Source organism: Catenulispora acidiphila DSM 44928, from assembly GCF_000024025.1.
In the GTDB taxonomy this organism is placed as follows: domain Bacteria; phylum Actinomycetota; class Actinomycetes; order Streptomycetales; family Catenulisporaceae; genus Catenulispora; species Catenulispora acidiphila.
In genome coordinates this window covers 7,371,659-7,390,019 of sequence record NC_013131.1, presented here as the reverse complement: position 1 = coordinate 7,390,019, position 18,361 = coordinate 7,371,659, and the positions used below count along the sequence as shown (strand labels likewise).

Below are 18,361 nucleotides of genomic sequence, written 5' to 3'. Positions count from 1 at the left end.
GACCGCCTCGCGGCGGGCGGGACGGTCCGCCGCGAGGCGGTGGCTGCTCATCGGGAGTTGGGCTTGAGCCATGCGGCGTCGACGGTCGCGGCGAGCGTCGTGTACGCGGCCGGGGTGAGGTTCACGTGGTCTCCGGCGTCGTCGGCGGCCAACAGAGCCTGCGGATTGGCGGTGCCGCCGATCGCTGAGGAGAAATCCGCCTCGTAGGGACTGACGACCGAGTAGGTGGAGTTGCCGATGTAGCTGATCAGGTTCTGGCGCTCCGCCTCCACGGTGCTGGTGCAGGCGCTGTAGCCGCCGCACGGAGTGGGAGTGGCGTAGATCGCGCTGACGCCGAAGGAGGTCAGCAGGTTCTGCAGGACGCCGTAGGCGTTCGTCGTGGACGTGCTCCTCGCCCCGCCGAGGACGTCGACCAATCCCTCGTCGAGGACCGCCGTGCCGATGCCGGTCTCGTCCAGGACGTCCCGGTCGATGCGGGTGAGCAGCGCCGGACCGCCCGCGGCCGCGGTGCTGTCGCCGACCACGTGGTTGTCGGGCAGGCCCGCGTCCACGACGCTCGCGCCGCCGGCTGCCGCCCGCATGGCGTCGGCCAGCTGCGGGCTGCCCGACACCGGCTTCATCCCGGTGCCGCCGGGATTGACGACGTTGTCGCCGAGCACCGCGACGGTCGGCACGGCGCTCGCCGTCACCACGTCCAGACCGGCCAGCACGTTCGTGAAGTGCCCGGTCTTCGTGCCGGTCGCGGTGAACGCCGCGGCCGCGGTGTCACCGCTGTGGTCGACGCCGTCGGCCGCGGTCAGCCAGGTGGTGGTGGACCCGCTGCTCCAGGTGTGACCGGGGACTGAGGTGACGGTCGCGCCGATGCTTTCGCTGAGCAGCACCGGCTGGCCGGCGGTGACGGTCGCCGGGAGCGGGTCGGACCAGACCTGGCCGCCGGCCGGGATCTGGACGGCCCGCGCGCCGCCGAACGTCAGCGGGACCGGCGTGCCGGAGCTTGTCGGACTGCCCGCGGCGGCCTGCTGAGCCAGCGTCGCGCCCGCGATCGAGAGCCCGGTGGTGTTGCCCTCGTTGGAAAGCCGGACCCTGATTCCCGATCCGGAGACCGCCGGGGTCAGCGACGTCCGGATCGTCTGCTTCGCCGCCCAGTGCCCGGCGGCGGTGCTGTAGACGCCCTCGTCCGGAGAACTCCACGCGGTGGTCCACGCGCTGCCGACAGCGGCGCCGGTCGGCAGGCCCGCGCCGCGGACCGGCCGAACCCCGATGCCGAGGATGTGGATCGCCGGGGTGTCGGTGAGCTGCCCGTTCTCGTTCACCGCGCCGGAGATGTCGGGCAGGCTGACCGAGGAGAGGGTCCGGTCCGGGCTCAGCGGGATCGCGAACGCGTAGAGCTTGACCGGCCGGGCGAGCTGGCCTGAGGGCGTGTTGGTGTGCGGCAGCGTCACCACGGCCGCGGCGGCCGGGCCGGCGGCCCAGTCCGGGACGCTGACGCTGTAGTCCGAGGTCGGGCCGGTCCCGTAGGCGACGGTGCCCGAGGGGTAGACGGCCACGTGGTGCGTCGCGTCGTACCGGGCGACCATCGGGGCGCCGCCCGGCAGGATCGGCGCGGCCACGTTCGCCGGGACCGATGCGGTGTCGACGTCCGGGGTCACGGCGTTGGCTTCGGTGCCGGTGGCCAGGATCACCAGGGCGCTGCCCCGGGTCCCGGCCGGCAGGTCGATCGTCTGGCCCTTGGCCAGCGCGTTGTCCTTGGCGCCGTTGCCATAGGCGGGCACTTTGATCGGCGCGCCGTCCACGGTCACCGTGCCGCCGGCCGTGGGCCAGCCGGCCGCCGCCAGATCGGTGGCCGATATCGAGGCCGAGCCGCCGTCGGCGTTGCCCGCGGCCGGGTTGGCGTTCGTGCTCGTGAGGGTGTTGTTGAAGCACGAGCTGAGGTCGGCGCAGGTGACGTGGACGTCAGGGTTCGCAAGGAACTGATAGATGTATTCGCCCGAGGCGTTGCCTGCCTGGTCCACCGAGTACACGTACAGGTTGTGCGGCCCGGGACTCGGCGCGGCCATGGTGATGGCGGCGCTGTAGACGAACCCTGATCCGGCCGCGACCTTGGTGGCCGCGATCTTCTCGTTGCTCGGCGCGTTCACCGCCGGCGGTGCGGCGTCCAGGCGGTAGACGAACGTCATCGAGGTGGCCGCGCCGACGCCGGCCTGGATGGTGAAGGTCCCGGGCGTGCCGGCGGCGACCGGCGTCTGGCCGGAGACGAGCTGCGGGTAGTAGGCCGAGGTGACGCCGGGCTCGTCCGGCGCGGTCTTGTCGATCTTGTAGTGGCAGACCGGAGACCACGGGCCGTAGGCGTGGCCGTCATAGGCGCGCACCTGCCAGTCGACGGTCTGGCCGGTCGCCAGCGCCGAGACGAACGACTGCGGTTCGGGCGCCTGGGCCAGCTGGCCGCTGGCGACCGTGGAGTACACCGTGCCGCCGGTGCTGGTGCCCTCGATCCAGTAGTGGAAGCCGGCCTGCACCTGGTCGCCGTCGACGTCGCCGACGTAGGCCGAGAGCTTCGGCGGGGTGACCGAGGCGGTCTTGCCCATCCACGGGTACGGCGCGGTCGTGACGCACGCGGTGTTGGCCGATCCGTCGATCGCGGTCAGACCCCAGGGCTGGCGCGGCGCGTGGTCGTACTCGATGGAGATGTTCGGGTTCTTGGCCAGGCGCACGAAGTCCGAGCCGTCGCTCTCGTCGGCGTTGGTGACTCCGAGCGTCCAGGTGCCCCAGTGGTGCGCGAGCGCGGCGTTCAGACCGGAGGCGACGTTGAAGCCGACCCCGAGCCCCGGGTGCTGGTTCGTCGTGGTGAAGGAGGCGGTGGCCAGCGGGTTCGGGCTGTTGGGGTTGGCCGTGGTGTCCCGGCAGGGCTGGTGCTTCCATGTCGTGCTGCCGTCGATCCCGCAGCTGGAGTAGACGTTCAGGGTGTCGCTGTTGCTGCCCTTGGAGGCTGCGAAGCTCACCGTCGTCTTCAGGGTCGCCGAGATGATCTGCGCCCCGGCGAGCTGCGAGAGGGGGAGACCGAATCGGTAGTAGGCGCGCTCGACGCCCGTGCAGTCCCAGTAGGTGTTGTCGCCGGTACCCAAACCGTCGCCGTCGTAGGTGGTCGAGTCGAAGTTCGAGGTGCCCGGGCAACCCTGCTGCACCTCGTCGAAGGCCTGCTCGGGACCGTTGGCCCAGTGCGCGTGCCATTGCGGCCCGCTGACGTAGAGCGGGTAGGCGGTGGCGGCCGAGGTGAGCATCGATTGCGACGGCGTCACGGTGAGGGTGCCGTTCGCGCCGACGGCGACTCCCACGGCGGCGGTGGCCGCGGCGGTACCGGGACCGTCGGGACTGGAGACGATCGGATCGGTTCCGGTGGCGGAGTCCCACATCCGTGGCGCCGCGGCGGAGTAGCGCGCCTGGCCGTCGGCCTGGGCCACGGTGAGGTTGCCGTCGGCGTCGGCCGAGACGGTGCCGCCCGGCGCGGTCACCGGGAACGCGATCGAGGCCAGCCCGGGGTCGGCGGCGGCCGCGGCGTCCTTGACCACCAGCACGTCGCTGACGTCGCCGAGCTCGTCGGCGCTGACCTGCAGGTCGACGCCGGGCAGCACGTCCGGATACGTCGCGGTGGCGCCGGAGACCGCCGGCGTCGGCAGGGCGCTGGGCCAGCCCATCGTCAGGGTCATGCCTTGGGCGGTCAGCGCCGCCAGCGCGGTCGTGCCGCCGCCGGACAGCCTCAGCGCGTCGTAGGACGCCTTCGGCGCGAGCCCGCCGCTGCCGTCCGGCGCCAGCGTGGCATCGGTCGGCACCCAGCTCCCGGCCTTCAGGACCTGCGTCGGCAGCTGCGAGGCGGTCATCGTGTAGTCGCCGCCGGGGTTGGCGAACACCTGCTCGGTCGGGCTGAACAGGGCGGTCACCGCCTGCGGCGTGCCGGAGGCGGCGGCCTGGGAGGAGGCGGCGGCCATCGCCTGGTCGGCGACCAGGTCCTGATCGCTGACCGGGTCGATGGCCGCGGCCGGGTCGGTGCTGGAGTCCGGCGCGGTCACGGCGTGCGCCGGCCGGGCCAGCGGGCCGGCCGCGGAACCCCAGGCCAGCGCCAGGACGGCGGCCAACAGGAGCGGGCGGATGGAGCGCCTTCGGTTCGCACCGGTCGGCATCGGGTCCCTCCAGGGGCAGATGGGAATCAGGGCTCTGGTTCGCTCGCCGGGCACCGGACAGCGTCCGGCCGCCAGGGGTGCGGCCGGATGGCACCGAATCGCCGATCGTGAGGGAACGCAGGGTTCGAAGGCCGCCGGACCTTGGCTTTCCGGTGGCTGACGAGGCGACCGTAACGGCGGCGCGAGCGGGGCGACAAGGGTCGTGTCGTCCTTCGGTCACCGAGATTTGGTGGGTACCGGCGCGCGCCGGCCGTTGCTACTTTCCGACTCGCTCTGTATCCGGGCTCTGAGGCAATCGAAAGGACGACATGGCCGGGACGAAACGCGCCGGGCGGGCTCAAAAGCGGGTCCGGCACCGGATCCGGGCGGCCGGGCTGACCGCCGCCGTGCTGGTCGCACAGCTGGCGCTGGGCGGTGGGGGAGCGGTGGCACAGGCCGCTGCTTCCGGCGGGCACGGCGGCGTCAACGTCGCGGCGCCGACCCGGGACAAGCCGGCGTCGGTGCAGCTGGTGACCCCGCACGCGGTCGCGCCGAAGGCGATGGCGAAGGCTCCCGCGCCGGCGACGGCGTGGCCGGCCGCCGGGAGCGCCGAGGCCCGCCTCGCCGCGCCGGCGTTCGGGAATCAGAACGCGAATACGCACTTCGCCGTCGCCGAGGCGCCGATGGCACAGGCCGGCGCGCTTCCGGTGTGGGTGGGGTCGGCGGCACCGGGCGGCGCGGCTCCCGACGCGCAGGTGCGGCTGTACTCCCGGGACGCGGCGACGGCGGCCGGCGTGCCCGGATTGCTGTTGTCGGTGGCCCGATCCGACGGCGCGGCCGCGGCGAAAACGACGGCAGCCGCGACGACGGCGACTGTGCCGGCACGCGTCGCGGTCGACTACACCGGCTTCGCCGACGCCTACGGCGGCGGCTGGTCGAACCGCTTGAAACTGGTCGCCATGCCGGACTGCGCGCTGACCACGCCGCAGCTTCCCGCCTGTCGCACCACGACCCCGCTGGCGTCGGTCGACGACACCGCGGCCCACCGGGTGACGGCCTCGGTGCCGTTGGCGGCGGGCGCGCAGGTGCTGGCGCTCACGTCGACGTCCTCGGACTCGGGCGGTACCTACACCGCGACCTCGCTCCAGACGACCGGCAGCTGGACGGCCGGCGGCTCCAGCGGCGCGTTCGACTACTCCTACCCGATGGCGGTGCCGAACGTGCCCGGCGGGCTGAGCCCCGCCGTGTCGCTGTCCTACGATTCGCAGAGCGTTGACGGCCGCACCTCCGCCACCAACAGCCAGGCGTCCTGGGCCGGCGACGGCTGGGACTACTCGCCGGGCTTCATCGAGCGCTCCTTCGCCAGCTGCGCGGACAACCCCGCCGGCGCGACCAAGACCGGCGACACGTGCTGGTCGGCGAACGACACCTACACGATGTCGCTGGGCGGCCGGTCCACGCAGCTGGTGGACGACCCGGTGAAGGGCTGGCACGGCCAGGACGACGCGGGCGACCGCGTCCAGCTGCTGACCGGCGCCGTCAACGGCGACCACGCGGGCCAGTACTGGGTGGTCACCGAGCCGAGCGGCACCCAGTACTACTTCGGGCAGAACCGGCTCAAGGGCTGGGCCGGAAGCGACGCGACCACCGCCTCGACGTTCACCGAGCCGGTCTACTTCCCCTCGACGCCGCCGGATTCGGACCCGGACGCCGCGTGCTACAACGCCACGTTCTCCAGCTCCTGGTGCACGCTGGCCTACCGCTGGAGCCTGGACTACGTCGTCGACACGCACAAGGACGCGATCGCGTACTTCTACAACCAGGAGACGAACCACTACTCGCCGGACAACGGATCCAAGGCGACGGCCGGGTCGCTGTACACCCGCGCCGGGACGCTGACGAAGGCGCTCTACGGCTTCCGCGACGGCCAGGTGTACTCCGCCTCCCCGCAGCCGGCCGCCGAAGTGCTGTTCGGCGAGAACGGGCGCTGCGACACCGCCGCGACCGGCTGCGCCACCTCCACGCTGAGCTCGACGACCGCCGGGAACTGGCCGGACGTCCCGTTCGACCAGCAGTGTGCGTCCGACACGGCGTGCTCGACCATCAGCCCGACGTTCTGGACCGAGAACGAACTGACCTCGGTGCAGACGAAGATCCTGGTCGGGACCGGGTACCAGAACGTCGACCTGTGGCAGCCCGAGTACGCGTTCCCGGCGACCGGCGACAGCACGCCGCGCGCGCTGTGGCTGTCCTCGATCACCCACACCGGGCAGGACACGCTCGGCGGGCTTCCCGGCGGAGCCACGCCGACCGCGCCGCCGCTGCCGCCCACCGTCTTCACCGGGCTGCGGCTGGCGAACCGGGTCCATGTCACCGACGGATACGAGCCGATCACCCGGTACCGGATGACCGGGGTCACCAGCGAATCCGGCGCGGTGGTCAGCGTCGACTATCAGGGTGCTTCCTGTACCGGCGGCACTCCGGCCGTCGATGCCAACACGACGCTTTGCTATCCGCAGTACTGGACACCGCCATTGGCGTCCACGCCGATCCTGGACTGGTTCAACAAATACGTCGTGCACGACGTGTCCACCACGGACCCGGCCGGCGGCGCGCAGCCGCTCTACGTGCAGTACGCCTACGGCAACGGAGCCTGGCACTTCGACGACAACCCGCTGACCCAGGCGAAGTACCGGACCTGGGACATGTGGCGCGGGACGGCCACGGTGACCGCCGACACCGGGCAGGCCTCCGACTCCAGCCCGATCTCCGAGACGGTGGCCGGCTATATGCAGGGCATGGATCAGGACCCGAACTCCTCCGGAGGCAAGACCTCGGCGAGTGTGAAGGACTCGCGCGGCGAGGTCGTCACGGACTCTGATTGGCTTGTCGGGCAACAGCGGGAGAAGATCGTCCGCAACGGCGTCAACGGGCCCGCGATCTCCGACGACATCACCGACATGTGGGCGCAGCGGACCGCCTCGCAGTCCCGGCCCGGCACGGGTCTGGACGCGGTGGTCGCCTACCAGGTGGCCATGGCCGCCACCCGCGGCTACGCCCCGACCTCGACCGGGGGCACGCGCGCCACCGAGTCCGACTACACCTACGACGGCTACGGCCGGGTCACCGCCGTCAGCAGCCTCGGGGACACCTCCACCGGCGCCGACGACAGCTGCACCCGGACCGCCTACGCGCAGGACACCAGCCGGTGGCTGCTGGACCTGCCCTCGCGGGTGTCCACGCTGAACGTGGCGTGCACGGCCACGCCGTCGTATCCGGCGAACCTGGTCACCGACACGCAGAACCTGTACGACCTGTCCGCCACGGTCGGCACGGCGAACGGGTCCGGCGACATCACGACCAGTCAGAAGGCTGACACGGTCGCCGCCTCCGGCGTGCCGCACTACGCGACCCAGGCCACGACGACCGTCGACGAGTACGGCCGTCCCACCTCCTCCACCGACGGGCTCGGCCGCGTCACCACCACCTCCTACACGCCGGCCACCGGCGCGGCGCCGACCTCGGTCACCACGACCGCGCCGACCCCGGCCGGGCAGACCTCGGCGTTCACCACGACCAAGACCTACGACCCGGCGCGCGGCCTGCAACTGACCGCCACCGACGCGGCCGGGCACAAGGGGTATCAAACCTATGATCCGCTGGGCAGGCTCACGGCGTCCTGGGCGGCGCAGACCAACGCGACGCCGACCACGACCCTGCCGAACGCCAAGTTCACGTATCAGGTCTCGAACGGCACGACCCCTTCGGTGGTCACGACGTCCCTGCTCAACGACGCGGGCACCGGATACCAGGCTTCTGAGACGCTCTACGACTCGCTGATGCGCCAGCGCGAGACCCAGTCCCCGACGCCGGACGGGAACCGCGTCGTCGCCGACACCACCTACGACTCGCACGGCCGCAAACTGCTGACGACCGACGGGTACTACGCCACCGGCGCCGTCGGCCCGGCGCTCGTGAAAGCGGCCCAGGGCACGATCCTGACCCAGAACGGGTTCGCGTACGACGGTGCGGACCGCCAGCTCAAGGACATCACCTACTACGCGGCGAGCGAGAAGTGGGAGAACGACACCACGTACAACGGAGTCGACGAGACCACCAGCACCCCGCCGGGCGGCGCCGGCGGGGACACCGCCGCCTCCACCTACACCGACGCGCTCGGCCACACCGTGAAGGTGGTCCAGTACAACGGTTCCAGCTCGACCGACCCGGTCGCCACCACGACCAGCTACGGCTACACCCGGGACGGCAAGACGGCGTCGGTCGCCGACACCTCCGGGGACACCTGGACCTACGGCTACAACCTGCTCGGCGAGCAGGTCAGCCAGAGCGACCCGGACACCGCCGGCTCCACGTTCACCTACGACGCCGCCGGGCAGCAGATCACCGCGACCGACGCCCGAGGCAAGCAGGTCACCACGGCGTACGACGCGCTCGGGCGCAAGACCGCCACGTACGACACGACCGGAGGCGCCACGCCTGCGGCCGGCAACAAGACCGCGTCCTGGACGTACGACACCCTCGCCAAGGGCTACCCGACGTCTTCGACCACGTATGACAACGGCTCCGCGTACATCTCCACCGTGCTCGGATACACCACCTTGGGGCAGTCCAAGGGGACGGCCGTGGTCATTCCGGCGGCTGAAGGGAAGCTCGCGGGCACCTACGTGCAGCAGTTCACTTATACGGCCGCGGGCCGCAACGCCACCACGACGGACAGCGCGGACGGCGGGCTGCCGGCGGAAACCATCAGCACGCAGTACGACGCGCTCGGCCAGCCCTACAGCCTGACCGGCACCAACACCACCTACGTGGCGGACCTGACGACCGACCAGTTCGGCAAGCCGTCCATCTTCACCTTCGGCGCGAGTTCCAACAGCGCCTACCTCGACCTCACCTACGACCCGATGACCGGCCGGCTGGCGACCGCCGCCACGGTGGCGACGATCAACAGCTCCAGCCGTACCGTCGACGACACCACGTACGGCTACAACCAGGCGACGGGCAATGTCACGTCGGTGTCGGACCTGCAGAACGAGACCGGGGTCCAGGTGACCGACACCCAGTGCTTCGGCTACGACGGGCTGCAGCGCCTCACCGCGGCGTGGACCGCGACCGACAGGTGCGCCGCCACTCCGAAGGCGGGCAGCTCCGCCACGGTCGGCGGGCCGAACCCGTACTGGCAGACGTTCGGCTACGACGCGCTGGGCGACCGTGTCTCAGAGGTCGACCACAACACCGCCGGTGTCACCGCCGAGGACGTCAGCACCGGCTACGCCTACCCGGCCGCCGGCGCCGGCGCGACCCGGCCCAACGCGCTGAGCAGCACCACGACCACCGGACCGACCGGTTCGGTGAGCGCGCAGTTCGGCTACGACCAGGCCGGCGACACCGTCTCCATCACCGACCCGGTCCACGGCGACCACACGCTGGCCTGGTCCGACTCCGGCAAGCTCCAGTCCGACACCACCGCCGGCGGGACCAGCGGCTATGTCTACGACGCGGACGGCAACCTGCTGATCCGCCACGACCCGGGCACCGGCACGCTGTTCCTGGGGGACGAGCAGATCACCGGCACGTCCACCGCGGTGAGCCAGGCGGTGCGCTACTACAGCATCGGCGGGCAGACGGTGGCGGCTCGTACGGCGACCGCGGGCGGCGCGACCCAGGACGTCCAGTACCTGATGCCGGATCGGCAGGGTACTGATGTTCTGGCCCTAGACTCGGTCACCCAGGCCGTCACCCGCCGCGAGTTCACGCCGTACGGCGGCGGGCGCGGTCCGGCTCCGGCCGCGTGGCCCGGCGGCGACCGCGGCTACGTCGGCGGCGCGCCGGACCCGACCACCGGCATCGAGACGCTCGGCGCCCGGCAGTACGACCCGGTCACCGGCCGCTTCCTGTCCACCGACCCCATCCTGGAGGCCAACGATCCCAGCCAGATGGGCGGCTACAGCTACGCCGCCGACAACCCGGTCACCGACTCGGACCCCACCGGCAAGCGGGTCGAGGACCCCGGCACCGGCTGCAACGGCGACGCCGCGACGGTGCAACAGTGCATCGCCGGCATGCCCCGCATGCAGAAGTCCTCGACCGACACCCACACTCCCGGAACGACCACCACCGACCACGGAGGCAGCACCAACGGCGGGAGCGACGGCGCGTCAGACCCGGGCTCCTGCTCCAACCAGTCCTGCTACCTCGACTACGTCAACCCCTCCTATGCCGCAGCCGAGTCCGCCGCCCGCGCCGCGATGCTCAGCGCCGAAGCGGCCGCCGACCTCGCCCGCGAACAAGCGGCCGCCGCGGCTGCCGCCGCCGCCGCGAAGGCCAAGCACCACTGCGGGCTGAACCCGTTCTCGTGGGGCACGTGCCTCAGCGATGTCGCTGGGGCGAGTGCGGGGGCGGTCTCGACGGCTTCCCGGGACGTGTTGAACCCGGACTGTCCGAGCGGCGCCGGCCACATCACGTGCGAGAACCAGAATTGGGACTTCGAAGGGAGCGGGGCCTGGTTCAAAAAAGAGTTCCTCTCCCGGGATGGGTGGGAAGGACACGGCGAGTGGTTCGAGGGCGTCAGCGCCAAGTTCGGGTTCACCTCTGTCGTGGCCTATGCCGGGGCAATGGCCGGAGTGGAAACCGGTGAGGGCGACCTGGGACCGGCGGGCATCGGAGCGGCCGCGTCGTACGCGTCGACGGCGACCGCGGGCATGGCAGCCCTCTCCTTCGCCCTCGCCGGCAAGCCCGAAGAGACGAACAAGGCGCTCGGATCCTTCGCGATCGGAGTGGGAGGCGGCCCCGCGGGCGGTATCGCGATAGTCGTGCAGAGATTCGGAATCCCGGAGGTAGTCGGAGAGGCCGGTGAGTCGGTTGTTCACTTGGCTTGGCATCTGATTCCCTGACCAACGCTCGATGCCGAGTCGGCCCTGCGCCGGCATGTCCCGGGCTGCGCGCGGACACCCGCGCGCAGCCCGTTCCTATGAGCTCGGCGGTCAGCCGCCGGAGGGCTGCTGGCCGGGAGGCCCCAGCCGTCGTCGGCGAGGACCGTGGCGGGGATCACGGCGGTTTCCGAGACGTCGGTGCGTTCCGGCTTCCACCGACGTGTGTGAGGCGCCACGGGCTGCGTCGCCATGCGCGGGAAGCATCTGCACCTACCCTGTTGTTACAGGTAGGGCTAGCGAAAGCTCGTAGTGACCAGCACAGGAAGAGGAGTTGAGATGGCCACCGAGAGGGCGATTCTTGCCGGAGGCTGCTTCTGGGGGATGGAGGAGCTCCTCCGGCGTGAGCCTGGTGTTGTTTCTACGCGGGTCGGGTACTCCGGTGGGGATACGCCGAATGCTACGTACCGCAATCATGGTGACCATGCGGAGTCGATTGAGATCGGGTATGACCCTGAGGTGACCGATTATCGGGCGCTGCTGGAGTTCTTCTTTCAGATCCATGACCCGACGACGCGGGATCGGCAGGGCGAGGACCGGGGGCGGAGCTACCGGTCGGCGATCTTCTACCTGAACGATGAGCAGAAGCGCGTTGCTGAGGACACCATTGCGGATGTCGAGGCCTCGGGGTTGTGGCCGGGCAAGGTCGTTACCGAGGTCACGCCTGCGGGCGACTTCTGGGAGGCCGAGCCAGAGCACCAGGACTACCTGCAGCGGTATCCGAACGGCTACACCTGCCACTACCCGCGGCCGAACTGGAAGCTGCCTCGGCGGGCCGAGGCATAGGTAGGTAGGTGTAGGTACGAGTGCGGCTGACGTCGGCTCTGCTGCTGTGGCAGTGGAGCCGGCGTCGGCCTTTTTGGCTCGTCCCTACTGCGGCGCATCCCGCCGTAGCGGCGCGCGTCCCGGTGGCTGGTGCAGGGGTGGGGCGGGGGGGATGCGGGCGATGGGGCGGGTGATCGGGGTGTCGGCGGTGACGTCGATGGGCTCGTCGTGGTGCAGGATGCGGAGGGATGAGCCGTCTTGGAGCTGGTAGGTGACGGTGTTGGCGGTGATTTCCACGCGGAGTCTGCTTGCGTGCAGGGAGAGGTTCACGGCCAGGCGCGTGATGCCGGAGGGGAGGCGGGGTTTGAAGCTCAGGGTGCCTTCGTGTTCGCGCATGCCTGCCAGGCCGGCTACGAGGGCGACCCAGGTGCCGGCGAGGGAGGCTACGTGGAGGCCGTCGCGGGTGTTGTGCTGGAGGTCGTCGAGGTCCATGAGGGCGGCTTCGGCGAGGTAGTCGCCGGCTAGCTGGAGGTGGCCGACTTCGGCGGCCATGACTGCCTGGGTGCAGGCCGACAGGGAGGAGTCGCGGACGGTGAGGGCTTCGTAGTAGGCGAAGTTGCGGGACTTCTGTTCGTCGGTGAAGGCCTCGCCGCGTAGAGCCATGGCCAGGACCAGGTCGGCTTGCTTGACGACCTGCTTGCGGTAGAGGTCGAAGTAGGGGAAGTGCAGCAGGAGCGGGTACTTCTCGGGCGGGGTGCCGGCGAAGTCCCACATCTCGTGCGAGGTGAAGCCCTCGGCTTGGGGGTGGACGCCGAGGACGTCGTCGTAGGGGATGTACATCGCGGCGGCCGCGTCGCGCCAGGAGGCCACCTCTTCGGCGTCGACGCCGGATTCCAGGGCCCGGTCCGAGTAGCGCTCGGCGACGGTGGCGGCGGAGACGAGATTGTGTTGCGCCATCAGGTTTGTATAGACGTTGTTGTCCGCGATGGCGCTGTATTCGTCGGGTCCGGTGACGCCGTCGATGCGGAAGCGTCCTTGGCCGTCGTGGTGGCCGAGCGAGCGCCACAGCCGGGCCGTCTGGATGAGCAGCTCCAGCCCGATGGTCTTCTCGAAGTCGGTGTCGCCGGTGGCGCCGACGTAGCGGACCGCGGCGGCGGCGATGTCGGCGTCGATGTGGAACGCCGCGGTGCCGGCGGGCCAGTATCCGGAGCACTCGGCTCCGGTGATGGTTCGCCACGGGAACGCCGCGCCCTTCAGGCCGAGCTGGCGGGCGCGCTCCTTCGCCAGCGGCAGGGTGTCGTAGCGCCAGCGCAGGGCGTCGCCGGCCGCCTGCGGCACGATGTAGGTCAGCATCGGGAGGACGAAGGTCTCGGTGTCCCAGAACGCGTGGCCGTCGTACCCGGTCCCGGTCAGTCCCTTGGCGGGGATGGCCCTGTGCTCAGCTCGGGCGCCGGCCTGCAGCACGTGGAACAGCGCGAACCGCACCGCCTGCTGGATCTCGGCGTCCCCCTCGACCTCGACGTCGGCGCGGGCCCAGAAGTCGTCCAGGTAGGTCCGCTGCTGGTCGACCAGGCCCTCCCAGCCGGTGCGGACCGCGCCGGCCAGCGCGCCCTCTACCTGCGCCCGCACCGCGGGCTCGGACCGGACCTGCGACCAGCCGTAGGTGACGTACTTGATCAGCCGCAGCCGCTCGCCGGGCTTCAGGACGGCGGTCACCGTGTACCGCGCCAGGTCCTCGAAGCTCTCCACGGTCTCGTTCAGCGACGGCGGCGCCTGGATGTGATGGTCCATGGCGGCGGCGATCCGCAGCCCGCTCACCGCGGTCCGGTGCACCAGCAACCCGCCGGCGGTCCGGCTGCTGTTCTCCTCCGGAACCAGCGGAGCCTTCAGGACGGCCGCGACCCGGGGATCGGCGGCGCCGTCCGGCAGCGCCTCGTTGGCGACCAGTTCGGACTGGAGCACCACCCACAGCTCGGTGTCGACCGCCTCGACCTCGTAGCAGATCGCGGCGACCGACCGCTGGACCAGCGACACCAGCCGGGAGGAGTGGACCTTCACCCGTTTGCCCATCGGGGACTCCCACGTCACCCGGCGCTCCAGCAGCCCGGTGCGGAAGTCCAGCACGCGCTCGTGGTCCAGGACGCGTCCGTACCGCAAGTCGAACGGCGCGTCGTCGACCAGCAGGCGGATTACCTTGCCGTTGGTGACGTTGATGACGGTCTGGCCCGCCTCCGGGTCGCCGTACCCGGCCTCGGCATAGGGGAGTGGCCGGGATTCGTAGACGCCGTTGAGGTAGGCGCCGGGCAGGCCGTGCGGCTCACCCTCGTCGAGGTTGCCCCGCCAGCCGATGTGGCCGTTGCCCAGGGCGAACACCGATTCGCTCTGGCCCAGGACGTCGAGGTCGATCTCCGTTTCCCGCAGGCTCCACGGCTCCACCGCGTAGAACGGGTGCCCGATCATGCCTGGTCTTCCTGCTTCAGGAGATCGGCCAGGTCGGTGACGACAGTGTCGGCGCCGGACGAGCGCAGGGCGTCGGCCTGCCCGACCCGGTCGACGCCCACGACGAACCCGAAGCCGCCGGAGCGTCCGGCCTCCACGCCGGCCAGCGCGTCCTCGAAGACCGCGGCCTGGTCGGGGTCGATACCCAGCTTCTTGGCCGCGGCGAGGTAGGTGTCCGGGGCGGGTTTGCCCGGCAGGTTCTCCTTGGCGATCGTCACGCCGTCGATGCGGACCTCGAACATGTCGTCGATCCCCGCCGCCTTCAGGACGTTGGCGCAGTTGGCGCTGGAGGAGACCACCGCCCGGTGCAGCCCGGCCGCGCGCACGGCCTTGAGGAAGCGGACCGAGCCCTCGTAGACATGGACGCCCTGAGTGTCGAGCAGCTTCAGCACGATCTCGTTCTTGGCGTTGCCGAGACCGTTGATCGTCTCGGTGCCCGGCGGGTCGTCGGGGGAGCCGTCCGGCAGGTTGATGTTCCGCGACGCCAGGAACGACCGGGTCCCGTCGGACCTGGTCTTGCCGTCGACGTACCGGTCGTAGTCCGCCACGGGATCGAAGGGCACGAACGGCCCGGGGCGCGATTTCAGGTAGGCGTCGAACATCTGCTTCCACGCCGCGGCGTGCACCTTCGCCGTCTCGGTGAGGACGCCGTCGAGGTCGAACAAGCACGCCCGGATCCGTTCCGGCAGACCGGTCTTCGTGGATTCCGTTGCATCGTCCATGTCCTCTATTCGCGCACAGTCGTCCCCGGTGTGTCGACCCGGCGGACCCGCTGAGGCGATCCCGGCGAGGCCGGCGCGACCCCGCCGGAACCAAGCAGCGGCCGCCGGGCGACCCTGGAGGGATCGCCCGGCGGCCGCCGGACTTCGGCTGGCGTCAGCGGACGTCAGGGGAGGTCAGGTGACGTCCGTGGACGTCAGTTGATGTTCAGCGAGGAGTCGTCGATCACGAAGGACGTCTGCAAAGAGGAGTCCTCGGCGGCGGTGAACTTCAGGCTGATGGTCTGGCCGATGTAGCTGCCCAGATTGAACGAGTGCGACACGTAGCCACTGGCGGCGTTCAGGTTGCTGTACGTCGCCAGAGTGCCGACCACGGTGCCGGCGGAGTTCAGAACCTGCACCGACAGCTTGTCGAAGGCGGTGGAGGTGGTGGTCTCCGAGGTGTCGATGTGCACGAAGAAGGCCAGGGTGGCCGTCTTGCAGGTGGCCGGGATGGTCACCTTCTGCGACAGGGTGTCGGTGTGGGTGGTGCCGTAGCCGTCCATCCACGCCTTCCACGAACCGGTGTGAGCCGGCTCGGAGGTGCTGCTGTCGATGACGCCCGCCGAGGCGGTCCACGGCGCCGCGCTACCGGTTTCGAAGCCGGGGTTGCCCAGCAGCTGTGTCGCGGTGCAGCCACCGCTGACCGGGTTCACCACCCAGCTGAAGGTGGTGCTGCCCGAGGCGGTGCCCGAGGACGCCGTCACCGTGACGCTGGAGGTGCCGGCGGCACTCGGGATGCCGGTGATCGCACCGGAGCTGCTGATCGACAGGCCGGCCGGCAGGCCGGTGGCCGAGTAGGTCAGCGCCTTGCCCGCCGAGTCGGTGCCCGAGATCTGCAGGGTGCTGATCGCGGTGCCCTGTGTCGAGGTCTGGTTGCCCGGGTTGGTCACCGAGACGGTCTCGGAACCGGAGCCGTTGACCGTCAGCGTGAACGTCGCGGTGTGCGTCGCCGAGGCACCGGTACCGGTGATGGTCACCGCGTAGCTGCCCGGCGCCGTGCTGGCGGCCGTGCTCAGGGTCAGCGTCGAGGTCGAGCCGGAGGTGACCGACGACGGGCTGAACGAGGCGGTGGCGCCGGCCGGCAGACCGGAGGCGCTCAGCGCGACCGTCTGGGCCGAGCCGCTGGTCAAGGTGGTGGACACGGTCGCGGTCAGCGAGCTGCCGGGGTTGACCGAGCCGGAGGTCGGGGAGACCGCCATCGAGAAGTCGTTGGTGCTGGCGGTGCAGGTCGGCTCACCAGACTGGGCCGGGACGCTGACCGCGGTCCAGGCCGCCTTCACCGTGTTGAACTCCGCGCAGGTCGGGTCCAGGGTCTTGGCCGCCTGCAGGGTCCAGACGCGGTACTTCAGGTACGAGGCGCCCGAGGTCTTCAGCAGCATCGCGTTGTACATGATCTTCTCGGCGTTCTGGATGCCGACGCCGGTGACCGTGGAGCTGTTGCAGGTCGGGCTGGTCGGCTGGCCGTTGGTCGGGTTCGTCCCCTCGGCCACCAGGTAGAACCAGTGGTTGCCGGGACCGGCCGCGGCGTGCACCTCCGAGCCCGGGATGGAGCTGGAGTAGCAGTTCGGGTCGCCCAGGGCCGAGGGGTTGTACATGTTGCGGATCGGGCCGCTGCCCTCGAGGTTGATCTGCTCGCCGACGGTGAAGTCCGGCACGTCGTACGGCGAGGGCTCGTTGGCGAACCACTCGGTGGAGGCGCCGAAGGTGTCGGCGACGAACTCCTGGGTGCCGCTGCCGGATATGCCGCCGGGGGTGTGGTCGTCCACGCCGTGGCCCATCTCGTGGGCTATGACGTCGATCGCGCCGATCCACTGGCCCTGCGAGTTGTAGCCGATCTGGACCTGGCTGCCGTCGTAGTAGGCGTTCTCCTCCTGGTCGCCCACGCGGATCGGCCAGGCGCCGCCGTTGCCGTCCATGCCGTTGCGCCCGTCCCACTGGGCGAGCATCTTGAACTCGGTCTGCGCGCCGTACAGGGCGTCCACGCAGCCGGTCTCGCGGCTGGTCTTGTCAGTGCTGCCCCACACGTCGGAGGACTTGGTGAACGTGGTGTTGTTCGCAGCGTCCTGACAGGGCATGTTGCTGATGTTCGGGGTGTTCATCGAGAACGAGCTGCCCGAACCGGAGGTGTCGATGTGGACCGGGTTGGGGCCGTTCCACGCGCTGGTGCCGCTGCCGTGCTCGACATGCTCCTGGGTGTGCAGGACCGCGCCGGTCTTGGCGTCGACGTCCACGCTCAGCCTGCTGACGCCGTCGCTGCCGACGCCGTCGACCGTGGTCTCCCAGGCCAGGACGGCCGGGCCCGAGCCCAGCGCGTACACGACCAGCTGCGTGCCCTCGACCTGGGACACCGACTTCAGCTGTCCGGAGGCCACCGAGACCGCCTGCGCGGTGCTCAGGGTCGGGGTGGTCGACAGCGCGCCGATCGCGTGGTCTTGGGCGACCGACTGGAAGAGGACCTGGCCGGCGCTGTTGGTGGCGATGACGAAGTCGCCGCCGACCACCGGCAGACCGGCGAAGGTGCGCAGGTACGGCACGTACTGCGCGCCGTTGGAGGAGATGACCTGCTGGCGCACGAACTGATCGCTCGTGCTGGCGTGCAGGAACGCCGGCCGGGCCGCCACGAGCGCGTCGGCGCTCTGGACGGCCAGAGCCTGCGCGTTCGGGGTGACGGTCTGCCCGGCTGCGGCCGCCGTGGCGGGTCCGGCGGCCAGCGCGGTGATGCCGGCTGCGACGGCGGTGCTGACGGCCAGGCCGACGGCGAGCAGTCGCGGCATACGGCCGCGCTTGGTGTGGGGGTGTTGCGATCTCACGGGCTTCCTCTCGCGGGAGTGGTGCGAAGGGGGTGCGGGGAGAGCGCGTGCGCCGATGCTTGGTGGCATGGGCCCAGCGCGAAACGCCAAGGTTTTGTGCAGGATTTGCTAAGAGTGTTCTAAGAACCCTGACGTCTTTCCGGAAAGTAGTTGCCCGCACACCGTTCGTCAACGGGTGCACGGGGTCGAATGTCAAAGTTCGAAGATCGTCTTGGCACGCGGTCTGTGGTCGGGGGACGAAACCGCTGAAACCGTTCATAGTGCTACGGATCGGCGCCAGGTGTCCGTCGGCGGCTCGCGTCGCCCGACCGGCGCCCCCGACCGGGCACGGCGCCCGGCATCCGGCTGCCCGCGACGGGAGTCGATCTCCGCCCCCGACGCGGGCATCGCGGCGGCGGCCGGGTTTTTGTGCAGGTCCGCGA

The 18,361-nt window shown here is 70.5% G+C and carries 6 protein-coding genes; 2 read left to right on the top strand and 4 right to left on the bottom strand.

Going from position 1 to position 18,361, the window contains the following annotated elements:
* Window positions 1-47: 47 nt before the first annotated feature.
* Complete coding sequence (locus CACI_RS31745; protein WP_015794991.1) at window positions 48-4,175, bottom strand: SGNH/GDSL hydrolase family protein; 4,128 nt, start codon at window positions 4,173-4,175, stop codon at window positions 48-50.
* Window positions 4,176-4,483: 308 nt separating this feature from the next.
* Here CACI_RS31745 and CACI_RS31740 point away from each other — a divergent pair, with 308 nt between their 5' ends.
* Window positions 4,484-11,068, top strand: coding sequence for an RHS repeat domain-containing protein (locus tag CACI_RS31740; RefSeq protein ID WP_015794990.1), 6,585 nt, complete (start codon window positions 4,484-4,486; stop codon window positions 11,066-11,068).
* Window positions 11,069-11,383: 315 nt separating this feature from the next.
* On the top strand, window positions 11,384-11,890 hold the full coding sequence (gene msrA, locus CACI_RS31735) for a peptide-methionine (S)-S-oxide reductase MsrA (protein ID WP_015794989.1): 507 nt from the start codon (window positions 11,384-11,386) through the stop codon (window positions 11,888-11,890).
* An 84-nt stretch (window positions 11,891-11,974) separates the two neighbouring features.
* Here msrA and CACI_RS31730 read toward each other — a convergent pair whose 3' ends face one another.
* The 3 genes from CACI_RS31730 to CACI_RS47245 form a co-directional block, all read right to left on the bottom strand.
* A complete protein-coding gene (locus CACI_RS31730) occupies window positions 11,975-14,329 on the bottom strand; it encodes a glycoside hydrolase family 65 protein (RefSeq protein ID WP_015794988.1) in 2,355 nt (784 codons plus the stop codon).
* On the bottom strand, window positions 14,326-15,090 hold the full coding sequence (locus CACI_RS31725; protein WP_015794987.1) for an HAD family hydrolase: 765 nt from the start codon (window positions 15,088-15,090) through the stop codon (window positions 14,326-14,328). The genes CACI_RS31730 and CACI_RS31725 overlap by 4 nt, the downstream gene beginning before the upstream one ends.
* A gap of 194 nt (window positions 15,091-15,284) precedes the next feature.
* Complete coding sequence (locus tag CACI_RS47245) at window positions 15,285-17,903, bottom strand: M4 family metallopeptidase (RefSeq protein WP_063643552.1); 2,619 nt, start codon at window positions 17,901-17,903, stop codon at window positions 15,285-15,287.
* Window positions 17,904-18,361: the final 458 nt, after the last annotated feature.

Bases quoted from the DNA above. Each gene is read 5' to 3' on its own strand.
- CACI_RS31730 (WP_015794988.1), bottom strand. From the start codon at position 14,329: ATGATCGGGCACCCGTTCTACGCGGTGGAGCCGTGGAGCCTGCGGGAA.
- CACI_RS31725 (WP_015794987.1), bottom strand. From the start codon at position 15,090: ATGGACGATGCAACGGAATCCACGAAGACCGGTCTGCCGGAACGGATC.
- CACI_RS31740 (WP_015794990.1), top strand. From the start codon at position 4,484: ATGGCCGGGACGAAACGCGCCGGGCGGGCTCAAAAGCGGGTCCGGCAC.
- CACI_RS31745 (WP_015794991.1), bottom strand. From the start codon at position 4,175: ATGCCGACCGGTGCGAACCGAAGGCGCTCCATCCGCCCGCTCCTGTTG.
- msrA (WP_015794989.1), top strand. From the start codon at position 11,384: ATGGCCACCGAGAGGGCGATTCTTGCCGGAGGCTGCTTCTGGGGGATG.
- CACI_RS47245 (WP_063643552.1), bottom strand. From the start codon at position 17,903: ATGCCGCGACTGCTCGCCGTCGGCCTGGCCGTCAGCACCGCCGTCGCA.